This is a genomic window from Actinomadura luzonensis (genome assembly GCF_022664455.2).
Classification (GTDB): domain Bacteria; phylum Actinomycetota; class Actinomycetes; order Streptosporangiales; family Streptosporangiaceae; genus Nonomuraea; species Nonomuraea luzonensis.
In genome coordinates, this window is sequence record NZ_JAKRKC020000002.1 from 2,843,597 (window position 1) to 2,861,313 (window position 17,717).

Here is a 17,717-nt window from a genome sequence, read left to right on the forward strand (position 1 = left end):
CGCGGGGGATCAGGGACGTGCGGCGGAGCGGCCGCCGTCAGGGGTCCGGGGGCGGGCGCGACGGCGGGCGGCCAGGACCGCGGCGCCGGCCAGCAGGACGACCGCGCCCGCACCCCCGGCGATCACCCCCACCGGCGTTCCCCCTGAGCTCCCGCCGTCCACCGCCGGGGCGGGCGGCAGCGCGGCGGCCCCGGCCGCCCGCGACGGGTGGCCGTTGACCGACACGACCCCGCCCCGCCCGTCCACGCGCACCTGGGCGGCCCCCGCCAGCAGTTGCGCGGCCGTGGCGTCCTCGGCCCCCGACACGCACGCGAGCACCCGCGAGGGCGGCCGGTCACCGGGGTAGGCGTCACCGGCCCCGTCACCGGCCCCGTCACCCGGCCCCTCGTCGGCCCCATCGCCGGCTCCGTCGCCGAAGTCCACCGCCAAGGCCACCCGCTTGTGCCCCGAGGCCGCCACGTCCTTGCCGCACACCGTCCCGAACGTCGGCAGGTCCCCGCCGGGCGGCTCGCCGGAGGAGCCGAAGGAACCGCCGGGGACCGCCGAGAGGCGCCAGCCGACGACCGCGCCGTCCGCCGGCCGCGCCTCCGCCGAGGTGGCGAGCCAGGCCGTGCCGTCGCTCTGCCACACGCTCCACAACCGGGTGGCATCGGGATCGGCCGCGCCGGGCAAAGGGTTGATGAAACGCGAGGAGGAAGGAGCGGCGGCGGCGGGAAGAGTGAGGGAGAGCAAGGCGGCCGCCCCCAGGGCGGCCCCGGCCGCAACACGGCACGCGCGCAGCATCGATTGACCTCCGAGCTCGGGAGTAGGGTTCCAGTGCCGTCGGAAGGTGCGCCGGCGAACCCGCGGAAAAGGAGCGTATGGCATGACATGGCGGTGGCGTTATGAAAACGCAAATGGTGGTGAGGTGACGGACCGCCCTTTGCCGCGAGAGGTTTTCCCGAGCCAGGCGGACGCCGAGTCCTGGCTCGGCGAGAACTGGCGTGACCTGCTCGAATCGGGTGTCGAGCAGGTGGCGTTGCTCGACGAGGACCGCGTCGAATACGCGCGATTGTCATTGCGTCAGGAGTGAGCCGGAAATAAGGAAAAACCCCTTGAGCCGTTTGTGGCTCAAGGGGTTTTTGTTGTTCCGCCGCGTGCTCAGCGAGCGGCCGGCGTAATGCCCGGGGTCACGGGCGGGTGCGCGGGCTCACGGTCTTGGCCGGGTCGCGCTCGACGATCGGGCCGAGCACGTCGTCGATGCGCCGCAGCACGTCCTCCTCCAGCTTGACGCCTGCCGCCTTGACGTTGTCGCGCACCTGCTCGGGACGGCTCGCGCCGACGATGGCGCTGGAGACGTTCGGGTTCTGCAGCACCCAGGCCACGGCGAGCTGCGCCATGCTGAGGCCGAGGTCGGCGGCGATCGGCTTCAGGTCCTGGACGCGGGTCAGCACGTCGTCGTTCATGAAGCGGGAGATCATCGTGCTGCCGCCGGCGGCGTCGGTGGCCCGCGAGCCCTCCGGCGGCTGCTGCCCGGGCAGGTACTTGCCGGTGAGCACGCCCTGGGCGATGGGCGACCAGACGATCTGGCCCACGCCCTCCTTCTCGCTGAGCGGCACGACCTCGCTCTCGATGACCCGCCACAACATCGAGTACTGGGGCTGGTTGGAGACGATCCGGTCGAGACCCATCTCGTCGGCGATCTTCAGCGCCTGGGCGATCTGGTCGGCGCTCCACTCGCTGACGCCGACGTAGAGGACCTTGCCCTGGCGGACGAGGTCGTCGAACGTCTTCAGCGTCTCCTCGAGCGGCGTCTCGTAGTCGAAGCGGTGCGCCTGGTAAAGGTCGACGTAGTCCGTCTGCAGGCGGCGCAGCGAGGCGTGGATCGACTCGGTGATGTGCTTGCGGGACAGGCCGCGGTCGTTCTGCCCGGGGCCGGTCGGCCAGTAGACCTTGGTGAAGATCTCCAGCGACTCCCTGCGGACGCCCTTCAGCGCCCGGCCGAGCACCTCCTCCGCCTTGGTGCCGGCGTAGACGTCCGCGGTGTCGAACGTGGTGATGCCCTCGTCGAGGGCCGCCTGCACGCACTGCTTGGCGGCGTCCTCCTCGACCTGGGAGCCGTGGGTGAGCCAGTTGCCGTAGCTGATCTCGCTGACCTTGAGACCGCTGCGACCGAGGTGTCGGAATTCCATGGATCTGACCTTAGTAGCGACACATGGGGTGATCTGTTTCGGGATAGGGTGCGCGACGTGCTGAAGCTCGTACGGCTGGCGCTGACGGCGGCCGTCCTGACCGCGATCGCCGTCCGGCTGCGCCGCCGCGCCCGCCGTCCCGACCACCGCCCGGCCCCCGCTGGAGCGCCGAGGAGCGCGCGGCGGGCGCGGCGGGTGTCGGTGGCTTCGATGTGGGCCGGGATCGCGGCGATCGTGGCGGTCGTCCTGGCCGTGGCGCTGCTGCCCGGCAGGACGCTCGACGCGGCGACCGCCACCCCGTCCCCGCAGCCCCCGCGGACCTCCCGGCCCGCGGCGCCGTCACCGGGGGCGACCCCGCAGGCGATCGGCCGGACACCGCCCTCGGTCCCCGACCCCCACTGCTCTCCCGCCTCCCGCCCCGTCGTCGTGCGGCCGATCGACCCGAAGGTCCGGCGGGCCGTCGACCGGCAGTGGCGGCGCATCGAGCGCTGGCTCAGGGCCAACGCCCCCCGCACCTACCGGACGCTGAACGGCCCCGGCCGGGCGGGTACGATCGCCGTCGCCGAGGCCCAGATGGGCGTGGACTTCCCCGACGACCTCCGCGCCTCCCTGCTGCGCCACAACGGCTCGCGCGGCAGGCACGCGTTCGGGCTCGCGTACTGGGCGGAGAGCTCCTACAACCTGGGCATCAGGGAGATCAGGGACGTCTGGCGGTGGCAGCTGTGCGGGCGGGACGGCGACTGGGACGCCGCCGACATCCCGTTCCTGCTCGACACGCGGCAGGACTTCGCCGCCTGGGACTCCTACGCGGTGGTCGACACCGCCTGGCGCGGGATCGCCTGGGACGAGGGAGCCCTCGGCATCGAGCGCAGGTCGTCCTACTACGCGCTGCTGCGGGCCGTCGCCGGCGCCCTGGAGCGAGGCACGCCGATCGACGGCCGCCGGCCGGTCGTGGAGCGCGGCGTGCTGCGCTGGCAGGACGCGCCGTAGCGGCTATCGCTTCGGCGGGACGGGCTTGCCGCCCGGGCGGACCGTGGGCGGCGGGAAGCGCAGCTTGCGGATCTGCAGCGCCCGCATGGCCGCGTAGAAGCCGACGCCCTTGACGGGCTCGTCCGGCAGCTTGGCGGCGACCTCCCGCTTCACCTTCCAGGCCACGTAGGCGCCGGTGACGACCACGCCGACCATCATGATCGGCCAGCCGACCGCGATCACGATGTTGAGCACCATCGCGCGGATCTCGATCGGCCAGGGCACCCAGGTGGCCAGCAGGATCACTAGCGAGAACGGCAGGAAATACTGGCTCGGCAGCCGCCGCGAGTCGACCCAGTCGCGCGCGAACTTGCGCGCCGCGCCCTTGTCGCGCGCGGGGTAGTACCGCTCGTCACCTGCGAGCATGCCCTTGCGGGCGCGGTCGCGCTCGGCGGCCTGCTTGGCCCGCATCTGCCGGTAGGCCTCTTTGCGATCCTTCGGCGCGTGAACGGGCTGGCGCCGGCGGCTCTCCTGATCGCGGCGCTTGGGTGTGGGACGTCCTTTACCTTGGGGCTTAGGATCGTCAACGGGGACGGGGGTGTCGTCCACTGAAGTCTGGGAACGGCGTCGCAACACGCGTCAACCCTACCTGGAGTGCAACTTAGTGACGCCCCCGTGCGTTATGCGTAGGGTAATCCCAAGGCGGCTGCGCTGCATTGGGTGAACACCAGCACGACCTAGAAGGGGACGGCCGACGCGCATGAGCGTGATGAAGAGACTTTCGATGATCTTCAAGTCCAAGGCCAACAAGGCGTTGGACAAGATGGAGGACCCGCGCGAAACCCTTGACTACTCCTACCAGCGGCAGCTTGAGCTGCTGCAGAAGGTGCGCCGGGGAGTGGCCGACGTGGCCACGTCGCGCAAGCGGGTCGAGTTGCAGCTGAACGGGCTTGAGCAGAGCGCCAGGAAGCTGGAGGAGCAGGGGCGCAAGGCGCTGTCGGTCGGGCGCGAGGACCTCGCGCGCGAGGCGCTGCAGCGGCGCTCCAGCGTCCAGAGCCAGATGGCCGACCTCAAGGTCCAGCACGACAACCTCCAGGCCGAGGAGGAGAAGCTGACCACGGCCTCGCAGCGGCTGCAGGCCAAGGTGGACGCCTTCCGCACCAAGAAGGAGACCATCAAGGCCACCTACACCGCCGCCGAGGCCCAGACGCGCATCAACGAGGCCTTCTCCGGCATCTCCGAGGAGATGGGCGACGTCGGCCTCGCGATCCAGCGCGCCGAGGACAAGACGGCGCAGCTCCAGGCCCGCGCGGGCGCGATCGACGAGCTGCTGGCCAGTGGCGCCCTCGACGACTTCAGCGGCAGCCGCGGCGACGACATCCAGGCCGAGCTCGACCGCATGGGCGGTGGCATGGACGTCGAGCTGGAGCTGGCGCGGATGAAGGCGGAGCTCGGGCAGGGTCCGGCGCCGCAGTCCGCGATCGAGCAGGGGCAGCCGCAGCAGCAGGCCCAGCCTCAGCAGCAGGCGGCCCCGCAGCAGCAGGGCCAGGGCCCGACCCAGCAGTACCGCCAGCCCGGAGGGGAGGGCGCATGATCGTCAGAATCATGGGCGAGGGCCAGGTCGAGATCTCGCCGGACGACATCGCGGTGCTCAACGAGCTCGACAACGAGCTGGAGGCCGCCATCGAGACGGATGACGAGAAGGTCTTCCGCGTCAAGCTGCACGCGCTGCTGGACAAGGTCCGGCACGTGGGCAAGGCGCTTCCCGACGACGCCCTTGAGCCGTCAGAGCTGATCCTTCCCCCCGCGGACGCCTCGATCGAGGAGGTCCGGGAGATGCTGGGCGACCAGGGCCTCATCCCGGGCTAGCGCCGTGCGCACCCGGTTCGCGGCCGACCGCGGCCTGACCAGCCGCATGGTCGTGACGATGTTCCTGCTCGGGTTGCTCTACGTGGTGTTCGTCGGCGTCCTGATCGCCCTGGGGGTCCGGGCGCTGACCGTGCTGGTGTTCGCCGGCGGCCTGCTGCTGGTGCAGTACTTCCTGTCCGACCGCATCGCGCTGTTCGCGATGCACGGCCGGGAGGTGTCGCCGCAGGAGGCCCCCGAGCTGCACGGCCTGATCGACCGGCTGTGCGCGCTGGCCGACATGCCGAAGCCGCGCGTGGCGGTGGCGGAGTCCGACGTCCCCAACGCCTTCGCCACCGGCCGCGACCAGAAGCACGCGGTCGTCTGCGTGACCACCGGCCTGCTGCGGCGGCTGGAGCCGCAGGAGCTCGAAGGGGTGATCGCGCACGAGCTGTCGCACGTCGCGCACCGCGACGTGGCGGTCATGACGATCGCCTCGTTCCTCGGCATCGTGGCGGGGCTGATGACCCGCTTCGCGCTCTACAGCGGGCTCGGCGGCCGCCGCAACGGCGGCGGCCAGGGCGGGGTGCCGGTCGGGGCGATCATCCTGCTCGTCTCGGCCCTCGTGTACGCCGTCAGCTTCCTGCTCACCCGCGCCCTGTCGCGCTACCGCGAGCTGGCCGCCGACCGGGCCGGCGCGCTGCTCACCCAGCGCCCGTCGGCGCTGGCCAGCGCGCTGACCAAGATCAGCGGCGACATGTCCAGGATCCCGACGCGCGACCTGCGCGAGGCGGCGCCGTTCAACGCCTTCTACTTCGTCCCGGCGCTGTCCGGGGGCCAGTCGATCGCGACCCTGTTCTCCACCCATCCGTCGCTGGAGCGCCGGCTCGACCAGCTCGCCGGCCTCTCGCGCGAGCTCGGGAAGGGGTGAGGCCGATGGGCTGGCTCGACGCGCTGCTCGGCCGCTCCAAGCCGGTCGAGCCGGACCTCGACGCGTTGTTCGCGCTGCCGTCCGCCGCGGTGACGTTGCAGGCGGCGACCGGCCTCGCGCCGACCGGCCTCGGCTCGGTGGCCTTCCGCGCCGCCGAGGGCGGGGCCTTCGCCACGCTGGAGCGCGACGTCAGGGCGCTGCTCGGCGAGCGGGTGGTGCGGAGCGACGACGCGTACGGCTACACCTGGCTGCTGGTCAACCGGCCGCCCGAGGCGGTCGCCGACCTCGTCACCGAGCTGCACGCGGTCAACTCCTCGCTGGAGGGCGCCGGGTTCGGCGCCTCGCTGCTGTGCTCGCTGGTGTCCTTCGCCGACCCGGAGGGACGCCGGCTCGCCGTGGTGTACCTCTACAAGCGGGGCACGTTCTACCCGTTCGCGCCGCTGCCCGGGCAGAAGCGCGACAACGCCCTCGAACTGCAGGTCAGAGGGGTGCTGGACGGTGAGCTGCCGCTGGAGTCCGATCTCGGCCGCTGGTTCCCGGTATGGGGCGCTCCTGGGCTTTGATCGCCCTTAGTGATCTAATGACCACGTGGAGCGACGATTGTGCGTGCTCGCGGCCGCCGCGTTCATCGTGGCGGCCGTGCTGGGCAGTGCCTGGATCACCGGCCAGTTCACCACGCCCGCGGTCGACCGCGCCAACGGCTACGTCAGCGAGCTGGCGGCCCGCGACCAGCCGTGGACGTACCTGTTCCGGGTCAGCGACGCCCTGGCGGGGCTGGCCTGCCTGCTCGGCGTGGCCCTGGTGCCGCGGGTGCCGGGGGAGGGGCCGGGCTGGGGCGCGCTGGCCGGTTACGGGCTGCTGCTGGCCGCGGGGGCGGCCCTGCCGCTGGACTGCGCGTTCCTGAGCGAGCCCGGCTGCGGCGGCCCCGGCCTGCCGCCCGGCCGCCTCGCCCACCTGGCGGCCGGGGCGCTCGCCACGGTCGCCGTGCTGTCGGCCATGGCGCTGCTGGCGGCGCAGTGGCGGGCCCGCACGGCGTGGCTGCTGACCGGGCTGAGCGCCGCCGCCACCGCGCTGGTCGGGGTGGCGCTCGCCGCCGGCGCGGCGCGGGCCTGGCCGACCGGGCGCAGCTCACGCTGGTCGCGGTCTGGCTGGTGTACGTGGCCCTGCGCCTGCTGGTCGCGGACCTGCCGCCGGCCCCGCACGGCGCCCCGCACGTCGTGCAGGAGGGCGAGGGCCCCGCGGTGCTGGTCACGGCGGGGCCGGCCGGCGCCTGGTTCCACTGGGACGCGGTGGCCCGCGAGCTGGCCGCCGCCCGCCGGGTCATCCGCTTCGACCGTCCCGGGCTCGGCCTGAGCCCCCGCTCGCCCGCCCCGCCCAGCCTGTACGCCGAGGTCGCCCGCCTGGCCGCGCTCTCGCCGCCGCATCCCGAGCGGGTCACCGTCGTCGCCCAGGGCGCGGCGTGCTGGCACGCCGAGGCGTTCGCCCGGCTGCACCCGCTGTGCGTGGCGGGGCTCGTCCTGGTCGAGCCGGCCTGCCCGGACGGGCGCGGAGCCGCAGGCGGGCGCGCGGGTCCTCGGCCGGTGGCTGCCCGCGCTGGGCGGCACCTGGGGGGCGGCCGCGCTGGCCCGGGCGGCGGGCCCGGCCGCGCACCGGCGGCTGTGCGGGGTGCCCGACCCGCACGAGGTCTACCGCATGGGCAAGGTGCCGGCGGCGGTGGCGGGGGAGTGGCTGGCCCGCCGCGCGATGGCCGCCGACCTGTGCCGCATCCGGCAGGACAAGCCGCTGCCCGGGGTGCCGGTGACGGTCGTGGCCGCGGCCGGCGACGCCTCCTGCGCCGGGCGGGTCGCCGCCGAGCTGGGCGGCCGGCTGGTCCGCGCGCCGCGCGCCCGCCGCCTGGTGCACCTCCACGACCCCGGCGTGATCGTGGAGGCGGTCCTGTCCACGGCGTGAGGAGCGGGGCACAATGGGGCAGTCAGCCGTAAGGGCACCCCAGCCGGAGTCCCGGGAGGACGCCATCGTGGACATCACCGTCGTCGGGGAGGGCGCGGTCCTGGCCGCGCCGGACGTCCTGCGCCTGTTCGCGGGCGTGGAGGCGCGCAGGCCGTCGGCCGCCGAGGCCTACACCGCGACCAGGGCCGCCGCCGCGCGCCTGGCCGCCGCGCTGCGCGAGGAGGGCGTCGCGGACGAGGACGTGCGCACGGTCGAGCTGTCGCTCGGCCCCGAGTACGAGGCCTACCCGAAGGTGTCGGCCTACCGCGCGTCCCAGGGCGTCGAGGTCGTGGCGCGCGACCTGGCGCGGGCCGACCGGCTCATCGACACCGTCGCCGGGGTCGGCGAGGAGGCCCGGCTGAACGGGCTGGCGTTCGAGCTGTCCGACCCGGCCGCCGCCCTGCGCGAGGCCAGGGCCAGGGCCTTCAGGGACGCCGCCGCCAAGGCCGCCCAGTACGCCGAGCTGGCCGGCCGGCCGCTCGGCCGGGTGGTGTCGGTCTCCGAGGACGTCAGGGGCGCCCCGCAGCCGATGCGCCTCGCCGCCGACCTGGCGGAGACCAAGGCCGCCTCGCTCAGCCCCGGCCGCCAGAGCCTCGCGGTGACCGTCCAGGTCGGCTACGACTTCGCCTGAGCCAGGACCTGAAGCGGAAGGGCCCCGCCCGGCGCGGGACGGCCGGGCGGGGCGGGGGCGCTCGTCCCGCTGGTCACATCGGGTGGCGCCGCAGGAACGCGTGGGCGGCCTCGCCCACGGCGACGGGGTTCATGCTCTGCATGCCGTGCGTGGCGTTCGGGATGCCCGCCCGCTCGGCCTGCGGGAGCCAGTCCATGAGGAAGCGCTGGGTCTCGCGGAAGCCCGGCAGCACCGACTCGCTGTCCAGGCCCATGGCGGCCAGCACCGGCATCTGCGGCTTGCGCGTCACCAGCCGGTCGGCCTCGGACGGCTTGAAGCCCCACTGCGAGATCGCCGGGAAGTCGACGGTGAAGGTGGTGTCGACGCACTCCTCGACGCGCTTCCACACGTCGAGCGGCCCGGTCATCTCCACGGCGGGCAGGAAGCTCGGCCCGCAGATGGCCTCCATGTAGAGGGTGGCCGCGCCCAGCTTGTCGCCCTGCTCGTACAGCTTCCAGGCGTTCATGAAGGCGTCGGTGTTGGCGGTGATGGCCTCCGGCTCCTCCCTCGGCAGGTACGGCTCCAGCAGGATCGCGCTGTGCGCCCGCTCCGGGTAGGACAGCAGGAACTGGAAGGCGATCACGCCGCCAAAGGAGAAGGCCAGGATGTGCGCCTTGTCGATGCCGAGGTGGTCGAGCAGCTCGCGGGCGTGCTGGGCGCCGCCCTCGATGCTGAGCTCCGGCTTGTCCAGCGTGCTGCCGTTGTAGCCGGCCCGGTAGTAGCTGATGAGCTGGTAGTCCTCCAGCAGCGGCGGGTAGAAGCGCAGCGGCGTGATGAGGCTGTCGGCGATGCTGGTGCCGTGGATGCACAGCACCGGCTCGCCCTCGCCGAGCACGGCGTAGCGCAGCTCGGCGTCGCTCACCCGCGCGCGCCGGTCGTGCTCGACGTTCCATTCCCGCCCGAGGTACAAGGCGTGGTTTGTCATGGTGCAGGCTCCAATCCGGCCAGCAGGCCGGTCTCGTCGAGGCTGGGCACGAGGTCGTGGACGAGGAACTCCAGGTAGTAGCGGCCCCACAGCAGGTCCCACAGCGGGAACCGCTCGTTGAACTCCTCGCCCCGCTCGCCCGCCAGCCGCTCCTCCAGGCTCCAGATCAGCGCGTCGAACTCGGCCGCGGTGAACGGCATGCCGGCGACCGCGGCGGCCGCGATCACCTCGTCCTTGGGCTTGTCCTTGAGCCGGTCGCACAGCTCGGGCCGCTCGGCCAGGCCGCGCAGGAACCCGATGAGGTTGGTCTCGCTCACGACAGCTCCTCCTCGCCGAACCGGGCCACCACGTGCTCGGCCAGGTAGTCCAGGTAGCGGCTGCCCCACATGTGCCGCCACAGGGTGCTGGACCCGTCGAAGGTCTCCTGGTCCTTGTGGACGACCACCCCGAACTCCAGGCGGCCGATGACCCGCTTGGCGTCCTCGCCGTCGAAGGCGTAGCCGTCGTTGCGGGCGTGGAACAGGACCCTCGGCAGGTCCATGGGCGAGTAGCGGGCCAGCAGCGCGGGGTCGGACCTGACCGCGCCGAGGAATCTGACGAACTCCGCCTCGGACACCGCTAGCTCTCCAGCGCGTGCCTGATGACGTCGTCGATGGCCTTGACGTCCGGTTCGGCCAGCCCGAACGTCGCCAGGTGGCCGAAGACGCTGTCGATCTGCCGGAACGTCGCGCCGGGGATCGCCTCGGCGTACTCGCGCAGCTCGTCGGGCGGGAACAGCGCGTCGCCGGTGAAGGCCGCGATGCTGGTCCTGGCCTTGATCCGGCCCAGCATGTCGCCCACCGCCTCGCCCTCGGCCCCGGGCCAGGCGGTGCGCGACTTGCGCGCCTGCACGGCCACGTCGGCGGGGTCCTGCGGCAGCCAGAAGCCCTCCCAGAAGCCGGCGACGAAGGCGTCCACGCTGTCGAAGCCGAGGCTGCGCCAGGTCTCGTTGGCCGGGTAGTAGAACGTGCGCGGCGGGGCGGTGAGCGCGCTGCCGTGGGCCACCTGGGCCAGGCCGTCGCGCCCGCGGGCGGCGATGGGCTCCTCCACGACCGTCCGCAGCCACAGCTTGGTCCACGGCGGCGGCGTGGGGGCGCCGGCGATGGGGGCGATGGCGCGCACGAGGCCGGGGAAGCGCAGCGCCCACTCGTACACCTGGATCGCGCCGATCGACCAGCCGAGCGCCAGCCGGACCTCGCGCACGCCGAAGACCTCCTCCAGCAGGCGCTGCTGGGCGACGACGTCGTCGGCGATCGACACCTCGGGGAAGTCGCCCGCGGTGTTGCTCGGCGCCGAGGACGGCGGGTTGCCGAAGTGGCCGGGCAGCACGATGAAGTGCGTGCGGGGGTCCAGCGCCCGGTTCTCGCCGATCCAGCCGTTGAGCACCTCGGCGGGGGCGCCGAGGAAGGTCGGGAAGACGACCACGTTGTCCTTGGCGGCGTTGAGCTCGCCGAAGGTCTGGTACGCCAGCCGGGCCCCGGGAAGGGTCGCGCCGGAGGCGAGGGGGAGGTCGCCGAGTTCGAAGATGTCCATCCTGGCTCCTGACGTCGTCACGCGTCGAACCGCAGAATCGTCTTGATGTTCCTGCCTGCCGCGAAGTCCTCCGCCGCCGTGCGGATGTCGGCGAAGTCGTACTCCTTGATGAGCGGCTGCACCGGCAGCCGGCCGCCGCGGATCAGCCGGGCCAGCAGCGGCACCAGGCGGTCGGGGTCGCTGTCGCCCTCGCACACGCCGAGGATCCGGCGGCCGGGCAGCAGCCGGTGCACGTCCACCGAGACCTCCACCCCGTACGGGGGCGCGCCGACGACGGCGACCGCGCCGCGCGGGGCCAGCGCCTCGATGCCGGCGCGCAGCACCTCGGGGTTGCCGACCGCCTCGACCACGTAGTCCACGCCCGCGCCGCCGGTGAGCTTGCGCAGCTCGGCGGCCAGGTCGGCGCCGGTCGCGTCCAGGGTGTGGGTGGCGCCGATCTTGGCGGCCAGTTCGAGCTGGGCGGGCCGCCGGCCCACCGCGATGATCTCGCTCACCGGGGTGAGCGCCGCGCCCATGATCGCGGCCAGGCCCACCGCGCCGGTGCCGATCACCGCGATCGAGCTGCCCGGCTCGGGCCGCAGCGTGTTCCACACCGCGCCGGCGCCGGTCTGCACGCTGCACGCCAGCGGGGCCAGCAGCTCGAACGGCAGGTCCTGGTCCACCTTGACCACGCTGCGCTCGTCGGCGATCGAGTGCCGGGCGAACGACGACTGGCCGAAGAACCGGCCGCCGAGCGGGGCGCCGTCCCGGCTGATCGGCGAGCTGCCGTCGGCCCGCTTGCCGCCGATGAGGTTCTGCGGGATCCACGTGGTGCAGTAGGCCGGGTGGCCGAGCCGGCAGGAGGCGCAGCTCCCGCACGAGGTGAAGGTGAGCACCACGTGGTCGCCCGGCCGGACCTTGGTCACGCCGGGGCCGACCTCCTCGACGACGCCGGCGCCCTCGTGCCCGAGCACGCCGGGCAGCGGGAAGGGGATGTGCCCGGCGGCGACGGTGAGGTCGGTGTGGCAGATGCCGGCCGCCTTCATCCTGACCAGGATCTCGCCGGCGCGGGGGGCGTCCAGCTCGACGTCCCGGACGGTGAAGGGCGCTCCTGGCGACTCGACCACTGCCGCTTGCGTCGTGGTCACGGCTGTCTCCGATCGTCGGGGGTGAGGGTGCAGGTGCTGGTGAGGCGGGTCCAGTCGGCGGGCCCCCACTCCGCGCCGTGCCCCGCCCGCGGCGGCTCGCCGGTCACCCGGACGACGTGGTAGTCCAGCAGGCCGGGGGCGCGGCGGGTCCAGATCGAGCCGGCCTCGTCGTGGTGGCGCTGGCCGAAGTAGAGCCGGTCGCCGCCGCCGTCCGGCGCGCCGGAGCGGGCCAGGCCGAGCAGGTCGTACTCGATGGGGCACTCGGCCGCGCCCGGCAGGTCGAGGATCGAGCAGCCGCGGTGGGAGACGTCCTGCCACTCGCCGGGCACCCAGTGGCCGTCGCCGGCCCCGACGCCGTCCGCGCCCGCGATCAGGCCCGGGTCGAACAGCCGCAGGCTCACCCGGATACGGGAGAAATCCGCGTCGCGCGCGCCGGGGGTGCGGGAGCTGGGGCCGAGCAGTTCGAACATGCCCATGATGACGAGCTCGAAGAGGCGGTTCTCGCAGCCGGGGTCCTTGTAGGAGTTGAAATGAATCGCCCAGAACGGGCTGTGCAGCCAGAAGTCGTCGACCCCGTAAATGCCCGGGAATACTTCGGCGGCCTCGGGACTGCGCCACCGGCCGGACAGTTCCCGGACCGTGAAATCGGCGCTGACATCCATCAAACCTCGCATATTCAATTGTTTTTCCGGCGGCCCGGCCGGCGTCAAAGGAACGACGCGTACATTGGCAAGTCGGCCGGGCCGCGCGAATGCATTACGTGCGGTGCGGCGCGGGCAGCAGCGCGGGCGGCACGTGCTCGCGCACCCGGTCGGCGAGGCCCGTCACCCGCTGCCGCGCCCTGGCGGCCACGGCCGACTCCTGCCCGCCGGCCGCGGCGGCCGCGGCGCAGCGCTCCTCCAGCACCCGCATCCGCTCGTGCAGCAGCGCCCACGACGGCTCGCGCCAGGGCACGAAGTTGCTCATCGCGTAGTACATCTCGTAGGAGAACCCGGCCGTGCGGCCCGGGTGCTCGGAGCCGATGGGCAGCCGAGTCAGCGCCGCGGTCATCGGCCGCAGCACGTCGGCCATGAGGCCGATCGACACGCCGATGAGCAGCCCGAGCTGCTCGCCGGTCTCGTCGGTGTGGGTGAAGAAGCGGGTCAGGGCGTGCAGCACCAGCTCGTACGCCACCGCCGCCAGCTCCGCCGTGCGCCGCGCCTCCGGGTCGGTGATGATCGGCTGCGGCTCGGCGATGTTGTACGGCTGCCGCAGGTAGCCGGCCAGCGCCGGCCGGGCGGGCTCGAAGCCCGGGTCGGCCGCCCGCAGCTCGCCGTAGCGCTGCCAGATGTCCAGGAAGCGCCCGTAGTGGGCCTGCCGCCAGTCGCCGCGGGCGCCCTCGCCCTGCTCGATGATGAGGTCGATGGCGGCCTGCGCCGACTTCATGTCCGTCACCGCCACGATCTGCGGCCAGCGGAACAGCTCCGGGGTGGCCTGGGCGTGCGGCGACCCGACGAACACCGCGTGCTCGCCGAGCCGCTCGCACAGGGCCCGCAGCCCTTCCTCCAGCCCGCGGTACAGGTGCCCGATCGTCTGGTACTCCTGGCCGCGCGGCATCAGCTCCTCTGGGTCGAGCCGGGTGCGGGAGGGCGGCACCGGCTCGAACTCCTCGGCGTCCTGCAACTGCATGCCCTCCGGGCGCTCCAGGTACAGGAAGTGCCGCAGCGCCTGCTCGCCGAAGGGCAGCAGGTCGAGCTGGATCCCGGAGGGGAAGTAGCCCGAGCGCTGCGGGAAGTTCGGGCGGCCGAAGGTGGGGGCGGCGCCGATGGCGGCCAGCAGGTTCGACACCAGCGCCAGGTGCAGCATCTCCTCGACCGCGATCGAGCTGAGCACCGAGCGCCAGCCGGCGACGGCCTCGGCCTGCTCCTCGGTCAGTCCCTCCTCCGTCCCGCTCTTCAGGCTCGCCTCGGCGAACAGGTACTGGCACAGGATCATGTGCTCGAGCTGTGAGGCCTCGTTCAGCAGCCACCACAGGTGCTCCCGGTTCGCCACGACGATCGGGGGCTCGGACATGCGGGGATCCTCCTCAGTCAGGCTGAAGCACGGCCCGGTACCGGACCTGGCCGGCCTCCACGCGTTTGAGAACGTCGTTGATCTCGCTGAACGGGTAGGTCTCGACGCGCGGCCGGACCTTGCCCGCGGCCATCAGGTTGAGCACCTCCACGAGGTCGGAGCGGTTGTTGTGGGTGCTGCCCTTGATGGAACACTGCTTGAACAGCAGTGTCATCATGTCCTCGACGCGCAGCGGCCCGGTGACGCCCATCGTCACCAGCCGGCCGCCGTAGCGCAGGCCCGACACCACCTGGGCGACCAGGTCGGCGGAGGTGGTGGTGGCCAGCACGACGTCGGCGCCGCCGGCGTCGGCCAGCGCCTTGCCCGGGTCGCCGGAGACCACGATGCCCTCGGCCGCGCCCAGCTCCTTCGCGTACTCGGCCTTGTCGGGCGAGGTGGTGAGCACCACCGTCTCCAGGCCGACGGCCGCGGCGAGCTGCACCGCCATGTGGCCGAGCCCGCCGACGCCGAGCACGCACACGCGCTCGCCCGGCCGCGGGTCGGCGTTGCGCAGGCCGCTCATCGAGGTGAAGCCGGCGCAGAACGCCACGGCGGCGTCGGTGTAGCCGAGGCCGTCGGGCAGCAGCGTGCAGCCCGACTCCCAGGCCAGCATGAGGTCGGCGTAGCCGCCGCCGAGGTTCATCCAGGTCTGCGTATGCTCGCAGGCGACGGGGTGCCAGCTCTGGCAGTGGACGCAGCGCCCCTCGCCACGCTGCATCCACGCCACCCCGACCCGGTCGCCGACCCGCAGGGTCGAGCAGCCGGGGCCGAGCGCCACGACCTCGCCGACCGGCTCGTGGCCGGGGACTATGGGCAGCTCCACGGGCCAGTGGCCGCGGTGGACCAGCACGTCGCTGAAGCACATGCCGCACGCCTTGATGCGCACGACGACCTGGCCGTGGCCGGGCTGCGGGTCGGGCAGGTCCTGGAACTCCCAGGCCGAGTTGAGTGCGGTGATCACGGCTGCGCGCACGGTCTCCTCCTTCGCGCAGGACGGTGGGGAGTCAACCATAGATTTCGCCTTGCCCGGCCTGGCACCCCGACTTAACGGAGCCGCATCTCTTTGTCCGGGGAAAAGGCATATCGGGCCGCCGAGAATGGTACGAAAGAAACCACCGCCCGCCTTCCACTGGAGATTTCCATGTCTTCGATCGCCGCCATCGCGCTGGCCGGCGGACGTGGCCTGCGCGCCCGGCCGCTCACCCTTGAGGGAACCGGTCACATTCGGAGCAAGGCGGCCGTGCCCTTTCTCGGCAGACCGCTCGTGGAATGGCTGGTCACCGCTTTCAGGGACCAAGGGGTGACGGATTTCCACATCGCCGCCAACGGCCGGGAGAATCGTTATCAGGTCAGGGACGCCCTCGGCTACGGCGAGCGGTTCGGCGTCTCGGTGCGCTACTCCCGGCCGGGCGCCGACCGCCGCAACACCGGCTCCGGCCAGGCCACCCTCAGCCTGATCGAGGAGCACGACCTGCGCGGCCACGCCCTGGTGTTCCCCACGGACTCGCTGTTCGAGCTGGATCTGCCGGGCCTGGTCCGCGACCACGTGGCGGGCGGCGCGGTGGTGACGGTCGCGACGGCGTACCGGAGCGCGCGCGAGGTGGCGGGCACCTACGGCACGCTGGTCGCCGACGGCACCGGCCGGGTCGAGCGCTTCGTGGAGAAGCCCTCGCTCGCCGAGGTCGCGGCCATGGCCGCCGACCCGGACCGGGTGCCGATCAACGCCGGCCTCTACCTGGTCGACTGCGCCCGGCTGCGCGCCCTGGCGAGGGGCCGGGACCTGGCGGCGATGGCCGGGCGGGGCCTGGACTGGGGGGCCGACCTGCTGCCGTGGCTGGTCGCGCACGGGCACCGGGTGATCAGCTCGCCGCTGGCCAAGGTCGGCGACCTCGGCAACCCGCGCGCGTACCTGAGCACCATGGCCGAGGCGCTGACGGGCGGCTACCCGAGCCTGCGCCTGCCGCGCGGGCCGGTCATCCACCCCTCCTCGCTGGAGCGGCGCGACGCGGTCAGCGGGATGACGCTGGCCGAGAAGCTGGCCGGGGGGCTCGTGCACGTCGGGCCCGGCGCGTGGATCGGCAGGGACGTCGAGGTGGGGCCGGGCGTGGCGGTGCGGCACTCCTACGTCGGCGACGACGCCGACCTGCACCCCTGGTGCCGGCTGGAGCGGGTGGCCTGCCTGGACGGCGCGTCCGTCGGGCCCGGCGCCCGGCTCAGCGACGCCCACGTCGGGGTCATGGCGCGGGTCGAGTCGTCGCTGCGGCGGCCCGCGGTGCTCGACGGCTTCACCGCCCTCGGCCATGAGGCGCGGGTGGCGGAGGGCGCGCGGCTCAGCGGCGTCCTGGTCTACCCGGGGGTGGCGGTCGCGGCCGGCGCCCCCGTCCCGTCCGGCGCGGTCCTGGACGGCCCGGCTCTGGACGGCCCGGCTCTGGACGGCTCGGCTGTGAACGGCGAGTGTCATTCGCCGGCCTCGTCCCGCTCCTCGGCCCGGTCGTAGCGGAGGCGCGCCTCCATGGCGTAGGCCAGGGGCGCGTACCGGGTGCGCAGGTCCTGGAAGACGCACCACGCCTCCAGCGGGTCGCGCTCGGCCGGCAGGCCCGCCTCGCCCGCCATGAGCAGCGTGTCGGAGAAGTTGCGCTCCTCGCGGCCCTGGAGGCTCACCGGGATGGGCGGCAGCGTGATGCACAGCCCGGCCGCCAGGCGCCGCATGCAGCGCGTCCCGGTGGCCAGCAGCGCCCGGGTGTGCGCGGGGGCCCAGCTCGGCGCCAGCGCCTCGGTGAGCGCGGCCACGTCCATGACGATGACCGCGGCCTTGAGCCAGTCGAGGTCGCCGGCGGGCCGGCGGAAGGTGAGCGCCGGGTGGGCGAGGTGGCTGTGCTCGACCTCGGTCATCCAGCCCGTCCACTCGGTGAACAGCGTGTCGAGGTGGTCGCGTGAGCCCGTCTTGAGGTAGACGGCGAGCAGCGTCTCGGCGTCGCGCGGGTTGCACACGCTGCCCGCCAGCCGCGCCACCAGCCGCTCGCGCCGGCCGTAGGCGGCGGCGAAGCGCACCAGGTACGTCGCGATGGCCGCGGCGAGCAGCAGCCGCGAGGTCCACTCGGCCTCGCGCAGCGGCGTGCCCTTCAGCAGCGCGAACCCCACCGAGGACGTCCCCAGCCAGATCCCCGCCACGCTCAGCACGGCGAGCGGCCCGCACAGGTCGAGCAGCGGCTCGCGCACCGCGGGCCGGACCCGGCCGCCGGCGGCGAGCAGCGGCCCGGCGAACACCCGCACGGTCAGCCGCATCAGCCGGGTCGGCCGGCCCCTGGGCGTGAACACGGTCAGCACCACGCTCAGCCACGCCGCCGCCACGAGCGCGGCGCCGGCCAGAGCCTCAAGCACGGCTGTCACCATGTTCCGTATCCTCCGGCCCTTGACACGATTACCC

The 17,717-nt window shown here is 73.3% G+C and carries 22 protein-coding genes; 10 read left to right on the forward strand and 12 right to left on the reverse strand.

Translation table 11 applies throughout. From position 1 onward, the window contains the following. Positions 1 to 9: 9 nt before the first annotated feature. Positions 10 to 672 carry an SCO2322-related protein gene (locus MF672_RS43530; protein ID WP_247815730.1) on the reverse strand — a complete coding sequence of 221 codons (663 nt, stop codon included), beginning with the start codon at positions 670 to 672 and terminating at the stop codon, positions 10 to 12. Positions 673 to 865: 193 nt separating this feature from the next. On the opposite strand from MF672_RS43530, the gene MF672_RS43535 reads away from it, so the two are divergent. Then, on the forward strand, positions 866 to 1,072 hold the full coding sequence (locus MF672_RS43535) for a hypothetical protein (protein ID WP_242383732.1): 207 nt from the start codon (positions 866 to 868) through the stop codon (positions 1,070 to 1,072). A 97-nt stretch (positions 1,073 to 1,169) separates the two neighbouring features. Here the strand turns inward: MF672_RS43535 and MF672_RS43540 are convergent, their stop codons facing one another. Further along, a complete protein-coding gene (locus tag MF672_RS43540; protein WP_242383733.1) occupies positions 1,170 to 2,171 on the reverse strand; it encodes an aldo/keto reductase family protein in 1,002 nt (333 codons plus the stop codon). A 57-nt stretch (positions 2,172 to 2,228) separates the two neighbouring features. Here MF672_RS43540 and MF672_RS43545 point away from each other — a divergent pair, with 57 nt between their 5' ends. Next, positions 2,229 to 3,161: an SMI1/KNR4 family protein gene (locus MF672_RS43545; RefSeq protein WP_242383734.1), complete on the forward strand. Its 933-nt coding sequence runs from the start codon at positions 2,229 to 2,231 to the stop codon at positions 3,159 to 3,161. 3 nt (positions 3,162 to 3,164) lie between these two features. Here MF672_RS43545 and MF672_RS43550 read toward each other — a convergent pair whose 3' ends face one another. Continuing rightward, complete coding sequence (locus MF672_RS43550) at positions 3,165 to 3,749, reverse strand: DUF3043 domain-containing protein (RefSeq protein WP_242383735.1); 585 nt, start codon at positions 3,747 to 3,749, stop codon at positions 3,165 to 3,167. A 175-nt stretch (positions 3,750 to 3,924) separates the two neighbouring features. Here MF672_RS43550 and MF672_RS43555 point away from each other — a divergent pair, with 175 nt between their 5' ends. The 7 genes from MF672_RS43555 to MF672_RS43585 all read left to right on the forward strand — a co-directional run bounded on the left by MF672_RS43555 (position 3,925) and on the right by MF672_RS43585 (position 8,536). Beyond that, complete coding sequence (locus MF672_RS43555) at positions 3,925 to 4,734, forward strand: PspA/IM30 family protein (protein ID WP_242383736.1); 810 nt, start codon at positions 3,925 to 3,927, stop codon at positions 4,732 to 4,734. Beyond that, positions 4,731 to 5,009 carry a PspA-associated protein PspAA gene (pspAA, locus tag MF672_RS43560; RefSeq protein WP_242383737.1) on the forward strand — a complete coding sequence of 93 codons (279 nt, stop codon included), beginning with the start codon at positions 4,731 to 4,733 and terminating at the stop codon, positions 5,007 to 5,009. Before MF672_RS43555 ends, pspAA begins: the two co-directional genes overlap by 4 nt. Positions 5,010 to 5,013: 4 nt before the next feature. Beyond that, positions 5,014 to 5,916, forward strand: a complete 903-nt coding sequence (gene htpX / locus MF672_RS43565) for a zinc metalloprotease HtpX (RefSeq protein WP_302893375.1) — start codon at positions 5,014 to 5,016, stop codon at positions 5,914 to 5,916. 5 nt (positions 5,917 to 5,921) lie between these two features. Then, positions 5,922 to 6,479 carry a PspA-associated protein PspAB gene (pspAB, locus tag MF672_RS43570; RefSeq protein ID WP_242383738.1) on the forward strand — a complete coding sequence of 186 codons (558 nt, stop codon included), beginning with the start codon at positions 5,922 to 5,924 and terminating at the stop codon, positions 6,477 to 6,479. A gap of 25 nt (positions 6,480 to 6,504) precedes the next feature. Further along, entirely contained in the window at positions 6,505 to 7,269 is a 765-nt protein-coding gene (locus MF672_RS43575) for a DUF998 domain-containing protein (protein WP_247815731.1), read from the forward strand. Between the two features lie 312 nt (positions 7,270 to 7,581). Next, positions 7,582 to 7,866 (forward strand): hypothetical protein, encoded by a 285-nt coding sequence (locus MF672_RS43580; protein WP_247815732.1) that lies wholly within the window; start codon positions 7,582 to 7,584, stop codon positions 7,864 to 7,866. 67 nt (positions 7,867 to 7,933) lie between these two features. Continuing rightward, positions 7,934 to 8,536, forward strand: coding sequence for an SIMPL domain-containing protein (locus MF672_RS43585; RefSeq protein WP_242383201.1), 603 nt, complete (start codon positions 7,934 to 7,936; stop codon positions 8,534 to 8,536). A 73-nt stretch (positions 8,537 to 8,609) separates the two neighbouring features. Here the strand turns inward: MF672_RS43585 and MF672_RS43590 are convergent, their stop codons facing one another. The 8 genes from MF672_RS43590 to MF672_RS43625 form a co-directional block, all read right to left on the reverse strand. Then, the gene (locus tag MF672_RS43590) at positions 8,610 to 9,500 is read right to left on the reverse strand and encodes an alpha/beta fold hydrolase (RefSeq protein WP_242383199.1); all 891 of its coding nucleotides are present in this window, start codon (positions 9,498 to 9,500) and stop codon (positions 8,610 to 8,612) included. Next, entirely contained in the window at positions 9,497 to 9,817 is a 321-nt protein-coding gene (locus MF672_RS43595; protein ID WP_242383197.1) for a Nif11-like leader peptide family natural product precursor, read from the reverse strand. Before MF672_RS43595 ends, MF672_RS43590 begins: the two co-directional genes overlap by 4 nt. After that, the gene (locus MF672_RS43600; protein ID WP_242383196.1) at positions 9,814 to 10,116 is read right to left on the reverse strand and encodes a Nif11-like leader peptide family natural product precursor; all 303 of its coding nucleotides are present in this window, start codon (positions 10,114 to 10,116) and stop codon (positions 9,814 to 9,816) included. Before MF672_RS43600 ends, MF672_RS43595 begins: the two co-directional genes overlap by 4 nt. Before the next feature lie 2 nt (positions 10,117 to 10,118). Next, positions 10,119 to 11,072, reverse strand: a complete 954-nt coding sequence (locus tag MF672_RS43605) for an alpha/beta fold hydrolase (protein ID WP_242383194.1) — start codon at positions 11,070 to 11,072, stop codon at positions 10,119 to 10,121. 17 nt (positions 11,073 to 11,089) lie between these two features. Beyond that, positions 11,090 to 12,199, reverse strand: a complete 1,110-nt coding sequence (locus MF672_RS43610) for an NAD(P)-dependent alcohol dehydrogenase (RefSeq protein ID WP_242383192.1) — start codon at positions 12,197 to 12,199, stop codon at positions 11,090 to 11,092. Next, a complete protein-coding gene (locus MF672_RS43615) occupies positions 12,196 to 12,861 on the reverse strand; it encodes a hypothetical protein (RefSeq protein ID WP_242383190.1) in 666 nt (221 codons plus the stop codon). Before MF672_RS43615 ends, MF672_RS43610 begins: the two co-directional genes overlap by 4 nt. 94 nt (positions 12,862 to 12,955) lie before the next feature. Further along, positions 12,956 to 14,251, reverse strand: coding sequence for a ferritin-like domain-containing protein (locus tag MF672_RS43620; protein ID WP_242383188.1), 1,296 nt, complete (start codon positions 14,249 to 14,251; stop codon positions 12,956 to 12,958). 13 nt (positions 14,252 to 14,264) lie between these two features. Next, entirely contained in the window at positions 14,265 to 15,263 is a 999-nt protein-coding gene (locus MF672_RS43625) for an alcohol dehydrogenase catalytic domain-containing protein (protein ID WP_242383186.1), read from the reverse strand. Between the two features lie 168 nt (positions 15,264 to 15,431). On the opposite strand from MF672_RS43625, the gene MF672_RS43630 reads away from it, so the two are divergent. After that, positions 15,432 to 16,787 carry a sugar phosphate nucleotidyltransferase gene (locus MF672_RS43630; RefSeq protein ID WP_242383185.1) on the forward strand — a complete coding sequence of 452 codons (1,356 nt, stop codon included), beginning with the start codon at positions 15,432 to 15,434 and terminating at the stop codon, positions 16,785 to 16,787. On the opposite strand, the gene MF672_RS43635 is transcribed toward MF672_RS43630, so the two are convergent. Further along, positions 16,748 to 17,671, reverse strand: a complete 924-nt coding sequence (locus tag MF672_RS43635) for a hypothetical protein (RefSeq protein ID WP_242383183.1) — start codon at positions 17,669 to 17,671, stop codon at positions 16,748 to 16,750. The two genes, MF672_RS43630 and MF672_RS43635, sit on opposite strands and share 40 nt — an antisense overlap. Positions 17,672 to 17,717 lie beyond the last annotated feature (46 nt).